This is a genomic window from Salmonella sp. 2018103 (genome assembly GCF_026247685.1).
Taxonomy (GTDB): Bacteria; Pseudomonadota; Gammaproteobacteria; order Enterobacterales; family Enterobacteriaceae; genus Salmonella; species Salmonella enterica.
On sequence record NZ_CP111029.1, the window covers coordinates 822,192 to 844,679 of the forward strand.

Consider the following 22,488-nt stretch of genomic DNA (forward strand, 5'->3'; position numbering starts at 1 on the left):
AAGTGTTACCCGCCGACTGGCGGGTAACGTGCAGGAGTTAAAGCTTCTCGCCGTTGCTGGCAATCACCTCTTTGTACCAGTTGAAGCTCTTCTTACGCGAACGCGACATATCGCCCGTACCGTCATCGTGCTTGTTCACGTAGATGAAGCCGTAGCGCTTGCTGTACTGCCCGGTGGTGAACGACACGCAGTCGATGCAGCCCCACGGCGTGTAGCCCATCAGGTCGACACCATCGTAAGTCACCGCTTTTTTCATCTCTTCAATATGGGCGCGCAGGTAGTCAATGCGATAGTCGTCGTTGATGCTGCCATCTTCTTCTACTTTGTCGTAAGCACCAAAACCGTTTTCGACAATAAACAGCGGCTTTTGATAGCGTTCGTACAGTTCACACAATGAATAACGCAGGCCCACCGGGTCAATCTGCCAGCCCCAGTCAGAGGCTTTAACATAGGGGTTCGGTACGCTGCCTTCAAAACCGGAAATAGCATCGCCGCTACCGCCTTCGGCTTTGACCGCGTTGGTCATGTAATAACTGAAACCAAGATAGTCGCAGGTGCCTTCGCGCAGCACTTCAAGATCGCCATCTTCTATTTTGATGTTAAATCCGCGGCGCTCCCACTCGTTCAACACATAGGACGGGTAATAGCCGCGCAGCTGTACATCGGTAAAGACGTAGCGTTCACGCATCGATTCCTGAGCAAACATCACATCTTCTGGTTTGCAGGAGAAGGGATACAGCGCGACCATCGCCAGCATACAGCCAACTTTCATCTGTGGATTAATACGACGTGCCGCTTTCACCGCCAGGGCGCTGGCGACAAACTGATGATGTAAGACCTGATACATGGTTTCTTCTGGATTCTCATGCTCGGTATACACCACGCCGGAACAGCAGTAGCCAAACAGCGGCGCGCGCCAGTTTCGCTGGTTGTTAATTTCGTTGAAGGTCATCCAGTATTTGACCTTATGCTTGTAGCGTTCAAACACGACTTCAGCAAAACGGACAAAGAAATCAACGACTTTACGATTGGTCCAGCCGCCGTAGTGCTGGACCAGATGTAACGGCATTTCAAAGTGGGAAAGGGTGATGACCGGTTCGATGTTGTATTTGAGCAATTCATCAAACATGTCGTCGTAGAATTTCAGACCGGCCTCGTTTGGCTGGGATTCGTCGCCATTCGGGAAGATACGCGTCCAGGCAATAGAGGTACGGAAGCATTTGAACCCCATTTCGGCGAAAAGACGGATGTCTTCTTTGTAATGTCCGTAAAAATCCACCGCCTCGTGGTTCGGATAGTATTTGCCAGCAACGACATTCTGGGTAATTTCGCGTGGCACGCCGTGTGCGCCGCCGGTTAGCACGTCGCAGATGCTGGGGCCTTTACCGCCTTTATTCCAGCCGCCTTCAACCTGGTGTGCAGCAACCGCGCCGCCCCATAAAAAATCTTTTGGCAGGGTGAGTTTTCTCATTGTTGCATAATCTCAATTTATTTAGTCTGTTATCATTCATTCTGCACCAAATGACATGTAAAGCGTACGCAAAATTCCAGGGGGCTCGCGTGTCGGGGCAGGAACACATTCAGATCGTAACATCCACTTCAAGAGTTCATATTCAGGGGATAACCACATGCAGCCAAACGACATTACTTTCTTTCAACGTTTCCAGAATGACATTCTGGCAGGGCGTAAAACCATCACCATTCGTGATGCCTCCGAGTCCCACTTTAAAGCAGGCGATATGCTACGCGTGGGGCGGTTCGAAGATGATGGCTATTTTTGCACAATCGAAGTGACAGGAACGTCAACTGTGACGCTGGATACGCTGAACGAAAAACATGCGCAACAGGAAAATATGTCGCTTGATGAGCTGAAACGGGTCATTGCTGAAATCTATCCCAACCAGACGCAATTTTATGTGATTGATTTTAAATGCCTTTGATAAATATGAACGCGTGTTAGTTGAGTTTCTGTGGTTAAGTTATTGAATAAGAAAGAAAATTTAATTTTGCGAATTTATTTTAGCTAACATGTGTTCACTGGAATCATTCTCAGTTACGCTAGAGGCGCAGTTCATCGTTATGAACGTTTCTCCGGAGTAAGTTATGGTGCAAAAACCATTAATGACGCAGGGATATTCGCTGGCTGAGGAAATCGCCAACAGTATTAGCCACGGCATTGGATTGGTATTTGGTATTGTCGGCCTGGTGCTGTTGTTGGTTCAGGCGGTAGAGGCGAATGCTGGTATGACGGCTATTGCCAGCTACAGTTTATATGGCGGGAGCATGATCCTGCTTTTTCTTGCCTCAACGCTTTATCATGCCATTCCTCATCAGCGGGCAAAAATCTGGTTAAAGAAATTTGATCACTGCGCTATCTATCTGCTCATTGCCGGAACCTATACGCCATTTCTGCTGGTAGGTCTGGATTCGCCGCTGGCGCGCGGACTAATGATTGTGATCTGGAGCCTGGCGCTATTCGGTATCCTCTTCAAGTTGACGATTGCGCACCGATTTAAAGTGCTCTCACTGGTTACGTATCTGGCAATGGGCTGGCTGTCGTTGATAGTGGTTTATCAGTTGGCGATTAAGCTGGCGATAGGCGGCGTGACGCTGCTGGCGGTAGGTGGCGTCGTTTACTCGCTGGGCGTAATTTTCTATGTTTGCAAACGCATACCTTATAACCACGCCATCTGGCATGGCTTTGTGCTGGGTGGCAGCGTGTGCCATTTCCTGGCCATCTATTTGTATGTGGGACAGGCGTAATTCCCGGATGCCCGTGCCGGATGGCGGCGCTGTCGCACCTTATCCGGCCTACGAGAACAGCACGTGCGAGCCTGATGGCGTTGCGCTATCAGGCTATCAGGCTTTTAACGTGATATCACTCTTCCAGCGAGTAGGGCAGCGGGACGATATGCAGGGTGTTGGCATCGTCGCGAACGCGGAAGACGCTTTCGGCTTCTAAATCGTTATTCATGACGGCCTGAACCAGTAACTGACCATCGTCCAACTGTGCCGCCGCCAGAATAGCGCCGGTACGACGCCAGTTCTCGCCCATCTGTAGCTCCAGATCTTCTCCTGCTTCCGGTACCCGGCTGGCTTTGCCCGCCAGCAACCAAAGCGCGCGTTTATTGGCGCCGCGGAATTTTGCCCGTGCGACCATCTCCTGTCCGGTGTAGCAGCCTTTCTTGAAGCTGATGCCGCCCAGCGCCTGTAGGTTAGTCGCCTGGGGGATAAACTGACCGCTGTTCGCCGCGTCAATCACCGGAATGCCTGCTTCAATATCCAACGCCAGCCACTGTTGACTGTTATTCAGTTCGGCTTCGCCATGCAACTTCTCCGTTAACATGTTGGCCGTCGCGACATCAGTGACAAGCAGGAATCGTTCCGCAGGATGTTCAAACCATAGCAGCGTGGAGGCGCCGTCTCTGACCACCTGATTTTCACTATTGGGCAGTTCGCTAAAGACATTAGCCAGCGCCGCGCGGGCCTGAAAACCTGCCACGCCAAGCAATACGCGTTCGTCATCCGGCGCGATGACCACTTTGGAAAATACGGCGTACTTTTTCAGCTCCGTTAATTGCGCTTCACGCACGCTACGGCGTTCAATCCAGGCGAAACCGTCGCGCTCACGGAACAGGCGCAGAGTGCTCCACATCTTACCTTTAGCATCGCAGTGGGCGGCGAGAAGGTGTTGCTGTTCAGTCATCTGGCTTACGTCAGCGGTGACCTGGCCCTGAATATACTTTTCACTGTCTACGCCGGTAATGGACGACAGCGCCCAGTCGTCAAGCGCGATCAGCGTCAGCGGCAGGCGGGCTGACGATGAAGGATGACGTGGCGGAAAGGAGATAAAAGCCATAAATAATGTCCTGGTTAGCTGCAACAATAATGGTTAATGGTAAAAGAGCCATCGGTCATTGCAAGTGCTTTAAATAGCCCATTGAGAGCGGATTGATCGTTTTGCGAGGCGGTATCCAAAACGGATGAACGTATTGATTCCCAGCCTTTTATTTCGCGATCGCGTTCCAGATTACTGAGATTCCCGTAAAACAACGCCAAAAACACGTTACAATAGCCCGGTACTTCATTTTCGCGAGGCAGGAAGAACATGGATATTCACAATAAAGCACGTATTCACTGGGCATGTCGTCGCGGTATGCGCGAACTTGATATTTCTATCATGCCGTTTTTTGAACATGAGTACGATAGTTTAAGTGATGAAGAAAAGCGTATTTTTGTCCGTTTGTTGCAGAGTGATGACCCGGATTTATTTAACTGGTTGATGAATCACGGTAAACCGGCTGACGCTGAACTGGAACAGATGGTCCGACTCATTCAGACACGGAATCGGGAACGTGGTCCTGTGGCAATCTGATTTACGCGTCTCATGGCGCGCTCAGTGGATCTCATTGCTCATTCATGGGCTGGTTGCCGCGGTGATTTTATTGATGCCCTGGCCGCTGAGTTATACCCCGTTATGGATGATGCTACTGTCGCTGGTCGTGTTTGACTGTGTACGTAGCCAGCGCAGGATTAATACCTGCCAGGGAGAGATCAAGTTACTCATGGACGGGCGCTTACGCTGGCAGGGGCAGGACTGGACGCTCTTGCGTCCGCCCTGGTTACTGAAGAGCGGGATGGTGTTGCGTTTACGCGCAGAGTCTGGACGTCATCAGCATTTATGGCTGGCGGCGGATAGCATGGAAGAAGCGGAATGGCGTGAGTTGCGTCGGATACTGTTACAGCAGCCGATATCGGGCCAACACTGACGGAACGGCGCAAACGCGGTTCCGTCGAGAGGGAAATACAGCGAGTAAGGCTTCAGGCGTAGTGTTCGGCTATTTCGCCGAGAATTTGTTCACACCAGGTCTGTATACGCTCATCGCTGAGATCATACTGGTTCGTTTCATCCAGCGCCAGGCCGACAAACAGTTGCCCATCCGCAATGACCGGTTTATTGCTGGTAAATTCGTAGCCTTCTGTGGGCCAGTAGCCGACAAATTTAACGCATTTGAGTGCAAGTTTGTCATGCAACATACCCAGCGCATCCAGGAACCACTCACCGTAGCCGAGCTGGTCGCCCATACCGTAAAGCGCAACGATTTTGCCTTCCAGATTGAGATCGTCCAGTTGCTCCCAGACGGCTTCCCAGTCCTCCTGAATTTCGCCAAAATCCCAGGTGGGGATGCCTAAAATGAGCACGTCGTACTGCTCCATTAAGGCGGGGGCGTCATCCTTGAGGTTATGTAATGTCACCAGCTCCGGGCCGAGGATATCGCGAATTTTCTCTGCGGCCATCTCGGTGTAGCACGTGCTGGAACCGTAAAAAAGACCCATGTTCATTACGTTACATCTCGATTCTGCTATAGCGTTGCGGGTAGTGTAACAGAATCGCTGCATTCACGGCACAATGAGGCATAATGCACCAAAAGTAAGCGTGAAGTAGGGAGCGCGAATGGAACAGGATTTAGCGCGTATTGAGCAGTTTCTGGATGCCCTGTGGCTGGAACGAAATCTGGCGGAAAATACATTAAGCGCGTATCGTCGCGATTTATCGATGGTCGTTGCGTGGTTGCATCATCGCGGAAAAACGCTTGCGACGGCGCAGGCTGATGATTTACAAACGCTGCTGGCTGAACGGGTGGAGGGCGGATACAAAGCGACCAGTTCCGCACGCCTGTTAAGCGCTATGCGGCGCTTTTTCCAGCATCTGTACCGTGAAAAGTGTCGTGAGGATGATCCGAGCGCGCAGTTGGCCTCGCCTAAGCTTCCGCAGCGTTTACCGAAAGACCTTAGCGAGGCGCAGGTTGAACGGCTCTTGCAGGCGCCGCTTATTGATCAACCTTTGGAGTTGCGCGATAAAGCTATGTTGGAAGTGCTGTATGCCACCGGTTTGCGCGTGTCGGAACTGGTGGGGCTGACAATGAGCGATATCAGTCTGCGGCAGGGCGTGGTGCGGGTTATCGGTAAAGGCAATAAAGAGCGGTTGGTGCCGTTAGGCGAAGAGGCGGTATATTGGCTGGAAACGTATCTGGAGCATGGGCGTCCCTGGTTACTCAATGGCGTATCGATTGACGTATTATTCCCCAGTCAGCGTGCGCAGCAGATGACGCGGCAGACCTTCTGGCACCGTATTAAACATTATGCGGTACTGGCTGGAATCGATAGCGAAAAACTATCGCCGCATGTTTTACGTCACGCTTTCGCCACGCATTTGCTGAATCACGGCGCCGACTTGCGCGTTGTACAAATGCTACTTGGGCATAGCGATCTTTCGACGACACAAATTTATACGCATGTCGCAACGGAGCGTTTGCGTCAACTTCATCAACAGCACCATCCGCGGGCATGAGTGCTGACAGGAAAGGATAGTTTATGAAAAAGCGTTTTATGATGTTCACTTTACTGGCGGCGGCGTTTTCAGGCGTGGCCCATGCGGATGATGCGGCTATCCGTCAGTCGCTGGCTAAGCTGGGCGTTCAGAGTACGGAAATTCAGGCCTCTCCAGTGGCAGGAATGAAAACCGTCCTCACTCACAGCGGCGTACTGTACGTCACTGACGACGGCAAACATATTATTCAAGGGCCGATGTATGACGTGAGCGGCGCGCATCCGGTAAACGTGACGAACAAACTGCTGATGAGCCAGCTAAATGCGCTGGAAAAAGAGATGATCGTCTATAAAGCGCCGGATGAGAAACATGTCATTACTGTTTTTACCGATATCACCTGCGGCTATTGTCATAAGCTACATGAAGAGATGAAAGATTATAACGCGCTGGGGATCACGGTACGTTATCTGGCCTTCCCGCGCCAGGGGCTGGAAAGCCAAGCGGAGCAGGATATGAAATCTATCTGGTGCGCCAAAGACAAAAACAAAGCGTTTGATGACGCCATGGCAGGTAAGGGCGTGAAACCGGCAAGCTGTGATGTGAACATTGCTGATCATTATGCATTGGGCGTGCAGTTGGGCGTTAGCGGTACGCCAGCCATTGTATTGAGTAACGGCTATGTGGTGCCTGGCTATCAGGGACCGAAAGAGATGAAAGCGTTTCTTGATGAGCATCAAAAACAGACCAGTGGTAAATAATACGCGTGAAACAACAGAGACAACTTCGTCGGCGTGAGGCTGATGAGACGGCGGAACTCCCCGCCGATCTTCCTCCATTACTACGACGTTTATATGCCAGCCGGGGCGTTCGTAGCGCCCGCGAACTGGAGCGCAGCGTGAAAGGAATGCTGCCCTGGCAACAGCTTAGCGGCATAGATAACGCGGTGGAGATCCTCTACAACGCCTTTCGCGAAGGTACCCGCATTATTGTTGTTGGCGATTTTGACGCCGACGGCGCGACCAGTACTGCGCTAAGCGTATTGGGAATGCGTGCGTTGGGATGTGACAACATCAGTTATCTGGTGCCTAATCGCTTTGAAGATGGCTACGGTTTAAGCCCGGAAGTGGTCGATCAGGCGAAGGCGCGCGGCGCGCAGCTTATCGTCACCGTAGACAACGGCATCTCATCCCACGCCGGCGTAGCGCATGCAAAGACGTTGGGGATTCCGGTGATCGTGACCGATCACCACCTGCCAGGCGACACGTTGCCGGATGCCGAAGCGATTATTAATCCTAATCTGCGCGACTGCGAATTCCCGTCTAAGTCGCTGGCGGGCGTCGGCGTGGCGTTTTACCTGATGCTGGCGTTGCGAACATTTTTGCGCGACAAAGGATGGTTCGACGAGCGCAACATCGCGCCGCCGAATCTGGCGGAGCTGCTGGATTTAGTGGCGTTGGGAACGGTAGCAGACGTTGTGCCGCTGGACGCTAACAACCGTATTCTGACCTGGCAAGGGCTAAGTCGTATTCGTGCCGGGAAATGCCGTCCGGGAATTAAAGCGTTGCTGGAGATATCGAATCGCGATCCGCAGCAGCTTGCCGCCAGTGATTTAGGCTTCGCGTTGGGGCCTCGCCTGAATGCCGCCGGCAGGCTGGATGATATGTCCGTTGGCGTGGCGTTACTGTTGTGCGACAACCTCGGCGAAGCGCGTGTTCTGGCCAGCGAGCTGGATGCGCTTAACCAGACGCGCAAAGAAATAGAGCAGGGGATGCAGGCGGAAGCGCTTATCCTGTGCGAAAAGCTTGAGCGCAGTAGTGAAACGCTTCCGGGCGGTCTGGCGATGTATCATCCTGAATGGCATCAGGGCGTGGTCGGAATTCTGGCGTCGCGCATTAAAGAGCGTTTTCACCGCCCGGTGATCGCCTTTGCACCTGCGGGCGACGGCACGCTAAAAGGCTCAGGCCGTTCGATTCAGGGGCTGCATATGCGCGATGCGCTGGAAAGGCTGGATACGCTTTACCCTGATCTGATGATCAAGTTCGGCGGTCATGCGATGGCGGCGGGATTGTCGCTGGAAGAGCATAAATTCGAGCAGTTTCAGCAACGTTTTGGCGAGCTGGTAACGGAATGGCTCGATCCTGCCCTGTTGCAAGGCGAAGTGATCTCCGATGGTCCATTAAGCGCGGCGGAGATGTCTATGGAAGTGGCGCAACTGTTGCGGGATGCCGGACCGTGGGGGCAAATGTTCCCGGAACCGTTATTCGATGGTCGTTTCCGTCTGCTACAACAGCGTCTGGTGGGCGAGCGCCACCTCAAGGTGATGGTGGAGCCCGTCGGCGGCGGCCCGCTGTTGGATGGCATCGCATTTAATATTGATACGACCTGTTGGCCGGATAACGGCGTGCGGGAGGTAGAACTGGCTTATAAACTGGACATTAACGAGTTTCGCGGCAACCGTAGTTTACAGATTATTATCGATGATATTTGGCCGCTATGATCGGGGCGATTTAACAACACTTTCGCTGTAATTAAGGGGCGAAATCCGCTAATATTTCGCCCTTATAACCGCATTTTGACAAGTCAAATAAAAGAAATCAGACCATGTTTGAAATTAACCCGGTGAATAACCGCATTCAGGACCTCACGGAACGCACCAACGTTCTTAGGGGGTATCTTTGACTACGATGCTAAGAAAGAGCGTCTGGAAGAAGTAAACGCCGAGCTGGAACAGCCGGATGTCTGGAACGAACCTGAGCGCGCGCAGGCGCTGGGAAAAGAGCGTTCATCGCTCGAAGCGATCGTCGATACGCTTGATCAAATGACTCAGGGGCTGGACGACGTTTCCGGGCTGCTGGAACTGGCGGTAGAAGTTGACGACGAAGAGACGTTTAACGAAGCCGTCGCGGAGCTGAATACGCTGGAAGAGAAACTGGCGCAGTTGGAATTCCGCCGGATGTTCTCCGGCGAGTACGATAGCGCCGATTGCTATCTCGATATTCAGGCCGGTTCTGGTGGTACTGAAGCGCAGGACTGGGCCAGCATGTTGCTGCGTATGTATCTGCGTTGGGCGGAAGCGCGCGGCTTCAAGACGGAAGTCATTGAAGAGTCGGAAGGGGAAGTCGCCGGCATTAAGTCCGCGACTATCAAAATCTCCGGCGAATATGCCTATGGCTGGCTGCGCACTGAAACCGGCGTACATCGTCTGGTGCGTAAAAGCCCGTTTGACTCCGGCGGTCGCCGTCATACCTCGTTTAGCTCCGCGTTTGTGTACCCGGAAGTGGACGACGATATCGATATCGACATTAACCCGGCGGATCTGCGTATCGACGTCTATCGCGCGTCTGGCGCAGGCGGTCAGCACGTTAACCGTACTGAATCCGCAGTGCGTATCACCCATATTCCCACCGGGATTGTGACGCAGTGCCAGAACGACCGTTCGCAGCACAAAAACAAAGACCAGGCCATGAAGCAGATGAAAGCGAAGCTTTATGAACTGGAGATGCAGAAAAAGAACGCTGAAAAACAGGCGATGGAAGACACTAAGTCCGATATCGGCTGGGGAAGCCAGATTCGTTCCTATGTCCTGGACGATTCCCGCATTAAAGACCTGCGTACTGGGGTGGAAACCCGCAATACACAGGCGGTACTGGACGGTAGTCTGGATCAATTTATCGAAGCAAGTTTGAAAGCAGGGCTATGAGGAATCAACATGTCTGAACAAAACGCACAGGGCGCTGACGAGGTAGTCGATCTTAACAATGAAATGAAGGCACGTCGCGAGAAGCTGGCTGCACTGCGTGAGCAGGGTATCCCGTTCCCGAACGATTTCCGTCGTGACCGTACCTCAGACCAACTGCACGCAGAGTTTGACGCGAAAGAAGCTGAAGAACTGGAAGCGCTGAATATTGAAGTGTCCGTCGCGGGCCGTATGATGACTCGCCGTATTATGGGTAAAGCCTCTTTTGTTACCCTGCAAGACGTAGGCGGCCGCATTCAGCTGTATGTGGCGCGCGATGATCTGCCGGAAGGCGTTTACAACGAGCAGTTCAAGAAGTGGGATCTTGGCGATATCCTCGGCGCGAAAGGTAAGCTGTTCAAAACCAAAACCGGCGAGCTGTCTATCCACTGCACCGAACTGCGCCTGCTGACGAAAGCGCTGCGTCCGTTGCCGGATAAATTCCACGGCCTGCAGGACCAGGAAGCGCGCTATCGCCAGCGTTATCTGGATCTCATCTCTAACGATGAATCCCGTCACACCTTCAAAACCCGTTCGAAGATCCTGGCCGGTATTCGCCAGTTTATGGTTGCTCGCGGCTTTATGGAAGTCGAAACGCCGATGATGCAGGTGATCCCAGGCGGCGCGTCTGCCCGTCCGTTTATCACCCATCACAACGCGCTGGATCTGGACATGTACCTGCGTATCGCGCCGGAACTGTACCTCAAGCGTCTGGTGGTTGGCGGCTTCGAACGCGTATTCGAAATTAACCGTAACTTCCGTAACGAAGGCATCTCCGTGCGCCATAATCCTGAGTTCACCATGATGGAACTCTATATGGCGTATGCGGACTACAAAGACCTGATCGAACTGACGGAGTCTCTGTTCCGGACGCTGGCGCAGGATGTTCTGGGCACCACCCAGGTTCCGTACGGTGATGAAGTGTTTGACTTCGGTAAGCCGTTCGAAAAACTGACCATGCGTGAAGCGATCAAGAAATATCGTCCGGAAACGGATATGGCTGATCTGGACAACTTCGACTCCGCGAAGGCGATTGCTGAAAGCATCGGCATTCACGTCGAGAAGAGCTGGGGGCTGGGCCGTATCGTCACTGAGATCTTTGACGAAGTCGCTGAAGCGCATCTGATTCAGCCGACCTTCATCACTGAATATCCGGCTGAAGTGTCTCCGCTGGCGCGTCGTAATGATGTGAACCCGGAAATCACTGACCGCTTCGAGTTCTTTATCGGCGGTCGTGAAATCGGTAATGGCTTTAGCGAGTTGAACGATGCGGAAGACCAGGCGCAGCGTTTCCTGGATCAGGTTAATGCAAAAGCGGCGGGCGATGACGAAGCCATGTTCTACGACGAAGACTACGTGACGGCGCTGGAACACGGTTTACCGCCGACAGCGGGTCTAGGAATTGGCATCGACCGTATGGTGATGCTGTTTACTAACAGCCACACGATTCGCGACGTTATTCTGTTCCCGGCGATGCGTCCGGTGAAATAAGATGTAAATTGCCGGATGGGGCATTAGCCGCCATCCGGCATCTCTTCGTTCAGACGTAGCGCCATCAGGCAATCTTTAACGCTGGCAGTAATTGAGCAGTCGTTCACGCGCTTGTTCGTCTGACGCTTGCATGACCATCCACGGGCTAAATGCCCACGGCGTAGCGAGAAGGCTTTTCCATACGCTTTTAAATTCGCTCCACTGATAGTCCATCACCTCTTCGCTGTTAACCTGCAACACACTGGTTGCCCGCGCGGCAAATACCGGACAGACTTCATTTTCCACAATACCGTTTGGATCTGTCGCCCGATAGCTGAAGTGCGGATAGACGGGGGTGAGATCGGTAATTTCCACGCCGAGTTCGAACCGACAACGGCGGATGATCGCCTCTTCGGTGGTTTCGCCTTGTTGCGGATGACCGCAAACCGAATTCGTCCACACGCCTGGCCAGGCTTTTTTGCTCAGCGACCGTCGTGTTACCAGCAACTGACCATCTTCGTTAAATAGCCAGCAGGAGAAAGCCAGATGCAAAGGCGTATTAAGCGTATGAGCCGCATACTTTTCCAGTGTGCCGGAGGGCTTATCCTGCTCATCCAATAAAACGACATGTTCCTCAGTCATGAAAGCTCCTGAAAATTAAAATGACCCGGCAGCAGGGCCAGGCCATATACTCAGACGATCAGCGTAGCGCATAACAGAAAGAAAGGCATTACCAAAACAGGCCCTGACAGAACGCAGACGAGCGCCATTGCGCCGTGAGTCGATATTATGCTGGCATATCGGATATTCGCGGCATCATCATCCGCGCGGACCCTTTCCGGCGTCAATGGATTGGGCATACGGCATTTGGCTGCTATCATAAGGCGTCTGTCAATAGAGTGAGGAATGGTTTTGAGCGCAGGACGCCTGAACAAAAATAGCCTGGGTATTGCGGTGCTGTTATGCACAGGGCTGCTGCTGGCGGGGTGTTCCAGTAATTCCGGCTCAGGAACGTATTCCGGCTCCGTCTATACCGTTAAGCGCGGCGATACGTTGTATCGTATATCGCGCGCCACGGGAACCAGCGTGAAAGAACTGGCCCGACTGAATGGCATTTCTCCGCCTTATACTATTGAGGTGGGGCAGCGAATTAAAGTGCGCGGCAGTGCAAAGAGTAGCAGTTCAACACGCAAAACCAGCAATAAAACAGCAACAAAAACTGCCGCGGTCAGACCGTCATCTTCGGTGCCAAAATCCTCCTGGCCGCCGGTGGGGCAGCGCTGTTGGGTATGGCCTGCCAACGGTAAAGTGATTTTACCTTATTCCACCGCAGAGGGCGGAAATAAGGGCATCGATATTGCGGGCGCGCGCGGAACGCCTGTTTATGCGGCGGGAGCGGGTAAAGTTGTCTATGTCGGGAACCAGCTGCGCGGTTACGGCAATCTCATCATGATTAAGCACAATGAAGATTACATTACGGCTTACGCTCATAATGACACCATGCTGGTTAATAATGGGCAAAGCGTTAAAGCGGGGCAAAAAATCGCTACGATGGGCAGCACGGATGCCGCATCCGTAAGACTACACTTCCAGATTCGCTACCGGGCGACGGCCATCGATCCGCTGCGTTATCTGCCGCCGCAGGGGAGTAAACCGAAGTGCTGACGGTGAATTAATCGCCAGTCAGCCAGTAAGTCTCTTGCCAACCAGAACGTAAGGTTTATAATGCCTTACGCATCTCAAAGCGGGCGTAGTTCAATGGTAGAACGAGAGCTTCCCAAGCTCTATACGAGGGTTCGATTCCCTTCGCCCGCTCCAGACAAATATCTTCTAATATTTACTAACCCCACGAATTTACAGCAATTTTTCCTGTCGGCCCCACAGTGAACAGGGTTTCAATGCCTATGTCGGACGGCTCTGGCGACTCTGGTAATGACTTTATCATTCAGCCCGCAGCACAACGATGCCTGGTCTGGAATGCATGTATTCCATAAACGGTGTGTCCACCACTTTTCTGTTTGCGGCCAATGAGGAGGCGTTCCGAAACCACACCTGTTCATCATGGCGAACTACGATACCCACATGTGAAACGTCCAGCCCGTCAAGCGGGGAGTAGACACCGATATAGTCCCCATTTTTTAGGTGGTTCATGACCTGCTGGTTGATGGCTCTTCCGGGAATATAATTTATTTTACGAGGATGGATGCCCAGACCAGGAATGTACTCGCCGCCATCAGGTTTATGGTTAAGCTGCTTGTCAACAACGATATAATCAGGGCTGATATACGGCGTTACATCCCGTGCATTACGCGGTACTGCGGCGAACCAGTCAGAGAAGAAGTGCCGGCGGCTGAGATAAGCAACTTTGCCTGCGGCGTAGCGAGTCCTGGCAAGATTATGCAGAAACGATTTCTGATTATCGCTGCGGGCCAGGGCCTCAACGTAATCAGCCAGGGTAAAGCAGTCCACGCCGTTGAAATTCGCTACAAGGACTTCGGGTGTGCCGGGCCCACCGATGAGCGTATTTGCCTGATAAGGTGTTCCGAGAAAAGCAGACGATACGCGGCTGATAACTTCTCCATGGTTTTCGCCTTTATAAGGAATGACATCCGACTGGATAATCCGGCTTACTTTTTCTGCCGTAACGCTGTCCATGCTGGTCTGATATTTTTCTGTGCCAGGGACGGTACAGGCCGTCAGATGCGCCGACATAAGCAAAATTGTCCATGTATTTACCTTCATTATCATCTCCGGAAAGGTTCAAATCCCTTTTTTACCTTTACCGGAAATGGTTGTGATGGATACAGAAAAACGCCAGAGGTTGATTACAGGTTGAGTAATATGAACGCTGATGATGATAAATGTGAAGATCATCATACGACTTTATTCGCAGTTGTTTTTTGCCTGATCGTCAAAGCCAACATGCCCCTTCAGGCTGGCGATACATACCGGTCAAATCCGTGCCGAACTGGCCCGCAAGGGAACACCTGTCGGGCCTTATGACCAGATGATTGCTGGCCATGCCCGTAGCCGCGGACTGGTCGTCGTCACAAACAATCTCCGCGAGTTTGAAGGCATTCCGGGTATCCGAATCGAAGACTGGTGCTAATTTCTGCATCAGATGTTATCCCCGGATTCAAACTCTTTTCCGGATTTAGTGGCACAGTCAGTTTGGTTACCTGCTTAATGGTGGTTTGCATCACATTTTTAGCTGGTGGTATTTTTTTATGTTGACTGGAGATACCTGCCAACAGCATAACTTTTACGGCCAGATAATAAATAAAAGAGTACCAAAATGTCGTATTCTGACATGTTTACGAAGGGAGTACCGCTCCCTTCTTTTTTTGTTTCCTGGATACTCACTGAACAATGCCGTTACTGCCCGATAACTGCCGCATCCCCTCTCCATAGCCGTTTCCTGCAACTAAGTCACAGACGTTGGTTTACCAGGCCGATATGACTTCTTTCCCGTTATATACCCTTCATACTTCAAGTGGCTTATGTGTTGACTACGGATTACTCGGCCCATCATGGGCCTCGCCCTGACGGGCCGTCGCACGCGACGTTCAAATCTGCTCCCGGCAGATTTGTCGCTCACCCCAGTCACAGAGTTATCTATGCTCCTGGGGACTCACTCCCTTGCCGCCTTTAAGCAACTCAAATTATTTTGGGTATATATCAGTGAACTTCTATTTTTGTCAGTTTTTATTTTTCAGTTTATTTATTATTAAATGCTGTTTCTGGCCTGGATATATTTTCGTGAATAGCCTCCCGACAGCCGCAGACAAAGATATTTGCTGGCGTAACAGCGCTCATAATTTAAAAGATTTATTTATAGTTTGTTATCACGGAAAGATTTTAACTTAATACATGCCAGTAAGGCATCAGGTAAAAATAACCGGAGAGAAGAAGATGAACAAAATGCTATTAGCCGGAAGTGCCGGTATTGTTCTGCTGTCTGCTGCAGCCAGTCCGGTATGGGCAGACGATAATGCCAGTACATTTTCACTTGGATACGCCCAGTCCCATACTAATCACGCCGGGACGTTGCGTGGGGTTCGGCTGGCAAACAACTATGAAATGTCACCGGACTGGGGGCTGACAACCTCATTTGCCTGGCTAAATGGAAGCCAGCGCTATTCCGATGAAAGCAGTAATGGTCGTGTAACAACCCGTTATTACTCCCTGCTTGCAGGCCCTTCATGGAAAATAAATAACCAGTTAAGCCTGTATAGTCAAGTGGGCCCCGTATTATTGCATCAGCGTGATCACGGAATAAATGAGTCTGACAGTAAGGTCGGATATGGTTATTCTGCAGGCGTGGCTTATACCCCGGTCAGTAATGTCGCTATAAATCTGGGTTATGAGGGTGCGGATTTTGATGCTACCCATAACAGCGGAAGCCTTAATAGCAACGGCTTTAATCTTGGCGTGGGTTACCGGTTCTGAATAGGATAATTCGATAAAAAATGTTACTTTGTGGAGATGATGGATTATGAAAAGCCATATTATGCCAGGCGTTGCGCTGATGGTTATCCTGTTTTCAGGAAATGTTATGGCCGCAACAAACATGACTGATAATGTTACTCTGAATAATGACAAGATATCCGGACAGGCCTGGCAGGCCATGCGTGATATCGGAATGTCGCGATTCGAGTTGTTTAATGGTCGAACCCAAAAGGCGGAACAACTGGCTGCGCAAGCAGAAAAACTCCTGAACGATGACAGCACTGACTGGAATCTGTATGTCAAATCAGATAAAAAAGCCCCAGTTGAAGGAGACCGCTATATTCGGATAAATTCATCGATTACGGTAGCCGAAGATTATCTCCCTGCGGGGCAGAAAAATGATGCTATTAATAAAGCAAACCAGAAAATGAAAGAAGGAGATAAAAAAGGGACTATAGAGGCCCTGAAACTAGCAGGCGTCAGTATGATTGAAAATCAGGAACTCATTCCTCTTCAGCAAACCCGTAAGGATGTGACCACAGCGCTTTCCTTGATGAACGAAGGAAAATACTATCAGGCAGGTCTGATACTAAAATCAGCTCAGGATGGCATAATTGTGGATTCTCAGTCAGTTCAGGAATTACCCACGGCCCCCGTGCAGCACGATTCCGCGCATTAATATCCCCCAGCCTGCTGTATATATTACAGCAGGCAGCATTATGTCTGACAGCTATTACCAGTTTGTTCTGTGCTGTCGGCATTGTTTTTAAATTTCATCCGTGAAGTTCAGTAATGTCAGGGTACCTGCATTCATATCTATTGTGATGCTCATCACAAATACAGAAGAATATCATTTCATTTATTATTTTTTATCCCTTCCGCTTATGATGGTTCATAATGATTTATTAAGTTAATGTTTTGGAATTAAATGCCTTTTACTTGCGTTATATCTAGTTTTTTATGCTACCAGTAGTTTCATTGTTATATATGGTTAGTATTATGTTTTGTAAATATCCAGTGTGATGGAAAAGCAAAACATACATTCCCGATAACATATTACAAAATATTTCATGTCCGCTGCGAATATCTGTCTGTTAGGTATTCATCCGCTTATAATTACATTAAAAAGTATTTCTTTGATGATTATTCTTAAATTACGATCATAATCATCGATCGTATCGATCTATTTTTATTGTTTTAATTTGAATAAGAATTTTCTTACAACTGATTAGGCATTAGCTGAAATCAATATTTTTCGATGGAAAGTTCAGGTGCTTCGTTTAACACCAGGCGTTTATTATTCATACGAATCTTTTCTGAACGCTTTCATTAATACCCTCAGATTTGTTTTCAGCCTTTGCAAAATAATTCTCATTCACCCAAAGGACATATTATCTATGCGTAATAAAATAATACTTGCCATGGCGGCTGCCGGTATGATGTATGGCGCTTCTGTATATGCAGTCGATCCACCAACAGCAGGCCCGTTCGGCTCAGGTAAAATTACCTTTACTGGCACCATCACCAACTCCCCCTGTGATATCGCACCGGGCGACGATGCGATCACCGTTCCGTTTGGACAGATTTCTTACCGTAAACTGAATACCGCCGACGCAACCACGGACTCAAAACCGTTCACCATTCATCTGCAGAACTGTGCTTTCGATCCGAATGATGCAGGTTCAAATCCTGCTGGCTCCGCAGGGAAAATGTCTAAAGTAACCGTCTCTTTCAGTGGCACAGCTGATACCTCAGGTAAAGCTTACGTCAGCACCGGCAGTGCCCAGCATGTTGGTGTGCAGCTTCTGAAAAGTGACAATACCTCACTGATTACACCCAATACCCCGATGCCGGATGGCGAAGCTCAGCAACTGCAAGCCGGGAATAACGAACTTAACTTCTTTGCCCGCCTGATAGCCCTGACAAATGCCGCAACTCCTGGCGATGTTAACGCCTCTGTCACCTACATCCTGAAATACCTGTGATTTTACGCGGTAAATAACGACAGGGAGAAGCCGTCCACGGAGGGGTTCGGACGGCTTTTATATCTGACCATGCCTGCGGGCTGTCTGTTACACGGACGACAACACGAAAGCGCCATGCCATGAAAATTACCCGGCTTGCCATTCTGATTACCCTGACATTTTCCGTCCTGAAGTCGCAGGCCACGGAGTTCAATGCCAGCCTGCTGGACAGCGGGAACCTGTCCAACGTGGACCTCACGGCCTTCAGCCGCGAGGGGTATGTGGCGCCCGGTAACTATATTCTCGATATCTGGCTCAATGACCAGCCGGTACGGGAACAGTATCCGGTCAGAGTTGTACCGGTTGCCGGACGCGACGCGGCCGTCATCTGTGTGACAACAGACATGGTGGCCATGCTGGGTCTTAAGGATAAGATTATTCATGGCCTGAAACCCGTTACCGGTATCCCGGACGGGCAATGCCTTGAGCTGCGCTCCGCTGACAGTCAGGTACGGTACAGCGCTGAAAATCAGCGTCTGACCTTCATTATTCCCCAGGCCTGGATGCGATATCAGGACCCGGACTGGGTCCCCCCTTCACGCTGGAGCGACGGCGTCACCGCCGGCCTGCTCGATTACAGCCTGATGGCCAACCGCTATATGCCGCAGCAGGGGGAGACCTCTACCAGCTACAGCCTCTACGGCACCGCCGGGTTTAATCTCGGCGCCTGGCGGTTGCGGAGCGATTACCAGTACAGCCGTTTTGACAGTGGGCGGGGCGCATCACAGTCCGATTTTTATCTGCCGCAGACGTATCTGTTCCGTGCCCTGCCAGCACTGCGCTCAAAACTGACGCTCGGACAGACGTACCTCAGCTCCGCTATTTTTGATTCCTTCCGCTTTGCCGGGCTCACTTTGGCCAGCGATGAGCGCATGCTACCGCCCTCTCTTCAGGGGTATGCCCCGAAAATCAGCGGCATTGCGAACAGTAATGCACAGGTTACCGTCAGCCAGAATGGCCGCATTCTGTACCAGACCCGGGTGTCGCCGGGGCCTTTTGAGCTTCCCGACCTGAGCCAGAATATCAGCGGCAACCTGGATGTCAGCGTCCGGGAAAGCGACGGTAGCGTCCGGACATGGCAGGTCAACACGGCCAGCGTCCCCTTTATGGCACGCCAGGGACAGGTTCGCTATAAGGTGGCCGCCGGACGTCCGCTGTACGGCGGGACGCATAACAACAGCACGGTCAGCCCTGACTTTCTGCTCGGGGAGGCCACCTGGGGAGCATTTAACAACACGTCGCTGTATGGCGGCCTCATTGCCTCCACCGGCGACTACCAGTCCGCGGCGCTCGGGATCGGCCAGAATATGGGGCTGCTGGGCGCTCTGTCTGCGGACGTCACCCGCTCAGATGCACGGTTGCCGCACGGGCAGAAGCAGTCCGGTTACAGCTACCGTATCAACTATGCCAAAACGTTTGATAAAACCGGCAGTACCCTGGCGTTCGTCGGATACCGCTTCTCGGACCGCCATTTTCTGTCCATGCCGGAGTACCTGCAGCGTCGGGCCACCGACGGCGGCGATGCATGGCATGAAAAACAGAGCTACACCGTGACTTATAGCCAGTCCGTTCCGGTACTCAATATGAGCGCGGCCCTCTCGGTAAGCCGGCTCAATTACTGGAATGCGCAGTCCAACAATAACTACATGCTCAGCTTCAACAAAGTGTTCAGTCTCGGCGAGCTTCAGGGGCTCTCGGCCTCGGTGTCGTTTGCCCGTAACCAGTACACCGGCGGGGGGAGCCAGAACCAGGTCTACGCCACCATCAGTATCCCGTGGGGCGACAGCCGCCAGGTGAGCTACAGCGTGCAGAAGGATAACCGGGGTGGCCTGCAGCAGACCGTGAATTACAGCGATTTCCATAACCCGGACACCACATGGAACATCAGCGCTGGTCATAACCGCTATGACACTGGTAGTAACAGCAGCTTTAGCGGCAGTGTGCAGAGCCGTCTACCGTGGGGCCAGGCGGCAGCGGACGCCACCCTGCAGCCCGGACAGTACCGCAGCCTGGGCCTGAGCTGGTACGGCTCGGTGACCGCCACCGCCCACGGCGCCGCTTTCAGCCAGTCGATGGCCGGGAATGAGCCCCGCATGATGATAGATACCGGAGACGTGGCCGGTGTGCCGGTGAACGGCAACAGCGGGGTGACCAACCGCTTCGGGGTGGGCGTGGTGAGCGCCGGCAGCAGCTATCGCCGCAGCGATATTTCGGTTGATGTGGCCGCCCTGCCGGAGGACGTGGACGTCAGCAGCTCCGTCATCAGTCAGGTACTGACGGAAGGCGCGGTGGGCTACCGGAAGATTGACGCCAGCCAGGGGGAGCAGGTGCTCGGTCATATCCGGCTGGCTGATGGCGCCAGTCCGCCGTTTGGCGCCCTGGTGGTGTCCGGGAAAACCGGCAGAACCGCGGGGATGGTCGGAGATGGCGGTCTGGCCTACCTGACAGGTCTCAGCGGGGAAGACCGCCGGACCCTGAATGTGTCCTGGGATGGCCGGGTGCAGTGCAGACTCACCCTGCCGGAAACGGTGACACTCAGCTGGGGGCCGCTGTTACTGCCCTGCAGATAAAAATATCCCTGTCACAGAGCAGGACTAACGGAGAAAACAGGTGAAAAACAGCAGAAGAAGCCGTGTGATTTTACTCGCGCTGGCGGCAGCATGGAGCCAGTGCAGCCCGGCGGCCGTCAATGTCGACCGGACCCGTATTATCATGGATGCGCCGCAGAAAACGGTGGCCATCACGCTGAATAACGATGACAAAACCACGCCGTTCCTGGCGCAGTCCTGGGTGACGGATGCTGACGGGGTGAGAACCGATGCGCTGATGGCGCTGCCGCCGCTGCAGCGTATTGATGCCGGACAGAAATCCCAGGTCCGTATCACCCAGGTTCGTGGGCTGACAGATAAGCTCCCTCAGGACAGGGAAACGCTGTTCTGGTTTAACGTGCGGGGCGTTCCCCCGAAGCCGGAAGACGACAACGTCCTGCAGCTGGCCATGCAGAGCCAGCTGAAACTGTTTTACCGTCCGAAAGCCATTATCAGAAGCAGCAATGACCAGCCGGAAAGAAAGCTGACCGCTGAGCGGAATGCGGGACACCTGACCCTCAGAAACCCGACGCCGTACTACATCACTGTGGCGTGGCTGGGAGCAGACCGTAGCCACAGGCTCAGCGGTTTCCGCGAGGGCGTGATGGTGCCGCCCCTGGGGAGCCTGCCTTTAAAGGCTGTTCTGCCGGCAGAAACCCGGACGCTGTGGGTGGGGTATATTGATGATTACGGTGGACTGCAGATGAACCGCTACGCCTGCGATGCCCTGAACTGCGCGTTTAAGGACGCAGGGGCGACATCATGACAGGACGATTATTCAATATGAAATCACTGATACTGTCAGGTGTGTTTCTTTTCTTTGCTGTCTGTGATTCTGCGAGGGCAAACTATGACTGGTCAAAATGTGATGCCAATGGAAATGTAAATATTCAGAATATCAGTCTGAAGGGAGGACAATATTTACAAGGGCAGGAACTGCAGAAGATTACTGTTCCCATAAGTTATACCTGTACTACAACATGGAGCAGTTTTAATTCACTTGTTTACTCTACAGCAGTTTCGCTTTCCGATATGAGACAGGTAGCCACTGCGCTAAAAGATCGCGGTCTTGGAATGGATATCGTTGTTCAGGAAGGGAGCTTGACTCCCGTGACATTTACGTGGAGGGATATACAGGCAGGGTTTTCAGGCTGGTCCAGTTCAAAAGCATTCGGGCAACGTATGGAAGCGCAAAAAACATATAACCGGAGCGGAACGATTACAGTACATATTTTTGTCGAACAGGTTTTCAATAATAATTTTTTGGACATAAACATTCCGGGAAGTAAAATTAATATATATCCCTATAGCCCGTCACAACCCGGACTGTCTGTTGAACCACCGACTGTTCCATTCAGACCTTTAACTGTTTCTGCGTTTAATCTCAGGTTTATTCCTGACAACTCAGGCAAGGTTATTATCTCTCCTTCTAATACTATCAATATGGGGCGTTTTTATACGGAATATAAGGAAACCCTGGTGCCCAGGGAAGTACCTTTCACCGTTACAGCACAACAGAATGTCGGAACGCAGATCCCATTCGTCGCCCCACTGGCTATAGAGTTCAGGACCAACGGTCTGACACTGGCAGATGCTGACAGCACCGTGATTCTTAAGAATAATAAACAAGAAAACAATGGTTTCAGACTGTCGGTAATGGATGTGGATAATAACACACCAGTTAAATTTAATGTGAAAACAGATATGGGATCTATCCATCTTGATAACGGTGCCGGTGGCAGAATTATAAAACAGTATAAAGCAAAGGTCGAAGCTATACCCGGTGCGGTAATTAAAACAGGTGCTTTTTCAGCCGCAATGACAGTGATTGTTACTTACAATTAGCAGGATTAAATACCATTTCCTGATAGTTAATTAAAAAATAGCTAT

21 protein-coding genes, 1 tRNA gene and 1 pseudogene are annotated in these 22,488 nt (G+C 51.6%); 18 read left to right on the forward strand and 5 right to left on the reverse strand.

The genetic code is table 11. The features are described from left to right. Positions 1–37: 37 nt before the first annotated feature. Positions 38–1,471: a 6-phospho-beta-glucosidase BglA gene (bglA, locus tag OLG56_RS03950; RefSeq protein ID WP_001230152.1), complete on the reverse strand. Its 1,434-nt coding sequence runs from the start codon at positions 1,469–1,471 to the stop codon at positions 38–40. 157 nt (positions 1,472–1,628) lie between these two features. On the opposite strand from bglA, the gene yqfB reads away from it, so the two are divergent. Next, entirely contained in the window at positions 1,629–1,940 is a 312-nt protein-coding gene (gene yqfB / locus OLG56_RS03955; RefSeq protein WP_001182972.1) for a N(4)-acetylcytidine aminohydrolase, read from the forward strand. Between the two features lie 163 nt (positions 1,941–2,103). Then, positions 2,104–2,763 carry a PAQR family membrane homeostasis protein TrhA gene (gene trhA / locus OLG56_RS03960; RefSeq protein WP_000250289.1) on the forward strand — a complete coding sequence of 220 codons (660 nt, stop codon included), beginning with the start codon at positions 2,104–2,106 and terminating at the stop codon, positions 2,761–2,763. Between the two features lie 115 nt (positions 2,764–2,878). Here the strand turns inward: trhA and ygfZ are convergent, their stop codons facing one another. Continuing rightward, on the reverse strand, positions 2,879–3,859 hold the full coding sequence (ygfZ, locus tag OLG56_RS03965) for a tRNA-modifying protein YgfZ (RefSeq protein WP_000874169.1): 981 nt from the start codon (positions 3,857–3,859) through the stop codon (positions 2,879–2,881). Between the two features lie 249 nt (positions 3,860–4,108). Between ygfZ and sdhE the strand changes: the two genes are divergently transcribed. Both sdhE and OLG56_RS03975 read left to right on the forward strand, forming a co-directional pair. After that, positions 4,109–4,375, forward strand: a complete 267-nt coding sequence (gene sdhE / locus OLG56_RS03970; protein WP_000351186.1) for an FAD assembly factor SdhE — start codon at positions 4,109–4,111, stop codon at positions 4,373–4,375. Beyond that, positions 4,356–4,769, forward strand: a complete 414-nt coding sequence (locus OLG56_RS03975; RefSeq protein WP_001727955.1) for a protein YgfX — start codon at positions 4,356–4,358, stop codon at positions 4,767–4,769. The genes sdhE and OLG56_RS03975 overlap by 20 nt, the downstream gene beginning before the upstream one ends. Positions 4,770–4,821: 52 nt before the next feature. On the opposite strand, the gene fldB is transcribed toward OLG56_RS03975, so the two are convergent. Further along, positions 4,822–5,343, reverse strand: a complete 522-nt coding sequence (gene fldB, locus OLG56_RS03980) for a flavodoxin FldB (protein WP_052942704.1) — start codon at positions 5,341–5,343, stop codon at positions 4,822–4,824. Between the two features lie 112 nt (positions 5,344–5,455). Between fldB and xerD the strand changes: the two genes are divergently transcribed. From xerD to lysS, 5 genes are all read left to right on the forward strand, one after another. Further along, positions 5,456–6,352, forward strand: a complete 897-nt coding sequence (gene xerD, locus OLG56_RS03985; RefSeq protein ID WP_000434300.1) for a site-specific tyrosine recombinase XerD — start codon at positions 5,456–5,458, stop codon at positions 6,350–6,352. A 23-nt stretch (positions 6,353–6,375) separates the two neighbouring features. After that, positions 6,376–7,089 (forward strand): bifunctional protein-disulfide isomerase/oxidoreductase DsbC, encoded by a 714-nt coding sequence (gene dsbC / locus OLG56_RS03990; protein ID WP_000745614.1) that lies wholly within the window; start codon positions 6,376–6,378, stop codon positions 7,087–7,089. 5 nt (positions 7,090–7,094) lie between these two features. Continuing rightward, on the forward strand, positions 7,095–8,828 hold the full coding sequence (recJ, locus tag OLG56_RS03995; protein WP_000813394.1) for a single-stranded-DNA-specific exonuclease RecJ: 1,734 nt from the start codon (positions 7,095–7,097) through the stop codon (positions 8,826–8,828). A 104-nt stretch (positions 8,829–8,932) separates the two neighbouring features. Further along, positions 8,933–10,031, forward strand: a protein-coding gene (prfB, locus tag OLG56_RS04000; RefSeq protein ID WP_114060427.1) for a peptide chain release factor 2 whose coding sequence is annotated in 2 segments (ribosomal slippage) — positions 8,933–9,007 and positions 9,009–10,031 — 1,098 coding nt in all. Because the reading frame shifts where the segments join, the coding sequence is not laid out codon by codon here. A gap of 9 nt (positions 10,032–10,040) precedes the next feature. After that, positions 10,041–11,558, forward strand: coding sequence for a lysine--tRNA ligase (gene lysS, locus OLG56_RS04005; protein ID WP_079900286.1), 1,518 nt, complete (start codon positions 10,041–10,043; stop codon positions 11,556–11,558). Between the two features lie 75 nt (positions 11,559–11,633). Here lysS and idi read toward each other — a convergent pair whose 3' ends face one another. After that, a complete protein-coding gene (gene idi, locus OLG56_RS04010; RefSeq protein ID WP_000133994.1) occupies positions 11,634–12,179 on the reverse strand; it encodes an isopentenyl-diphosphate Delta-isomerase in 546 nt (181 codons plus the stop codon). Positions 12,180–12,443: 264 nt separating this feature from the next. Between idi and actS the strand changes: the two genes are divergently transcribed. Both actS and OLG56_RS04020 read left to right on the forward strand, forming a co-directional pair. Then, positions 12,444–13,202, forward strand: coding sequence for an amidase activator ActS (actS, locus tag OLG56_RS04015; RefSeq protein WP_000244328.1), 759 nt, complete (start codon positions 12,444–12,446; stop codon positions 13,200–13,202). 79 nt (positions 13,203–13,281) lie between these two features. After that, a tRNA-Gly gene (locus OLG56_RS04020) sits at positions 13,282–13,355 on the forward strand. A gap of 123 nt (positions 13,356–13,478) precedes the next feature. On the opposite strand, the gene OLG56_RS04025 is transcribed toward OLG56_RS04020, so the two are convergent. Next, entirely contained in the window at positions 13,479–14,285 is an 807-nt protein-coding gene (locus tag OLG56_RS04025; protein WP_001635492.1) for a DUF1460 domain-containing protein, read from the reverse strand. A gap of 190 nt (positions 14,286–14,475) precedes the next feature. Between OLG56_RS04025 and vapC the strand changes: the two are divergent. From vapC to OLG56_RS04060, 7 genes and pseudogenes are all read left to right on the forward strand, one after another. Continuing rightward, positions 14,476–14,646 (forward strand): annotated as a pseudogene (gene vapC / locus OLG56_RS04030) (tRNA(fMet)-specific endonuclease VapC); the annotation flags it as partial. A gap of 803 nt (positions 14,647–15,449) precedes the next feature. Beyond that, entirely contained in the window at positions 15,450–15,986 is a 537-nt protein-coding gene (locus OLG56_RS04035) for an STM3031 family outer membrane protein (protein ID WP_001038499.1), read from the forward strand. Positions 15,987–16,032: 46 nt separating this feature from the next. Continuing rightward, positions 16,033–16,665: a YfdX family protein gene (locus OLG56_RS04040; RefSeq protein ID WP_000835269.1), complete on the forward strand. Its 633-nt coding sequence runs from the start codon at positions 16,033–16,035 to the stop codon at positions 16,663–16,665. A 718-nt stretch (positions 16,666–17,383) separates the two neighbouring features. Beyond that, positions 17,384–17,971 carry a fimbrial protein gene (locus OLG56_RS04045; RefSeq protein WP_139763563.1) on the forward strand — a complete coding sequence of 196 codons (588 nt, stop codon included), beginning with the start codon at positions 17,384–17,386 and terminating at the stop codon, positions 17,969–17,971. Positions 17,972–18,090: 119 nt separating this feature from the next. After that, the gene (gene stdB / locus OLG56_RS04050; protein WP_023233410.1) at positions 18,091–20,580 is read left to right on the forward strand and encodes a fimbrial outer membrane usher protein StdB; all 2,490 of its coding nucleotides are present in this window, start codon (positions 18,091–18,093) and stop codon (positions 20,578–20,580) included. 40 nt (positions 20,581–20,620) lie between these two features. Further along, a complete protein-coding gene (gene stdC, locus OLG56_RS04055) occupies positions 20,621–21,364 on the forward strand; it encodes a fimbrial biogenesis chaperone StdC (RefSeq protein ID WP_000798491.1) in 744 nt (247 codons plus the stop codon). Next, entirely contained in the window at positions 21,361–22,443 is a 1,083-nt protein-coding gene (locus tag OLG56_RS04060; RefSeq protein ID WP_000147767.1) for a fimbrial protein, read from the forward strand. The genes stdC and OLG56_RS04060 overlap by 4 nt, the downstream gene beginning before the upstream one ends. Positions 22,444–22,488 lie beyond the last annotated feature (45 nt).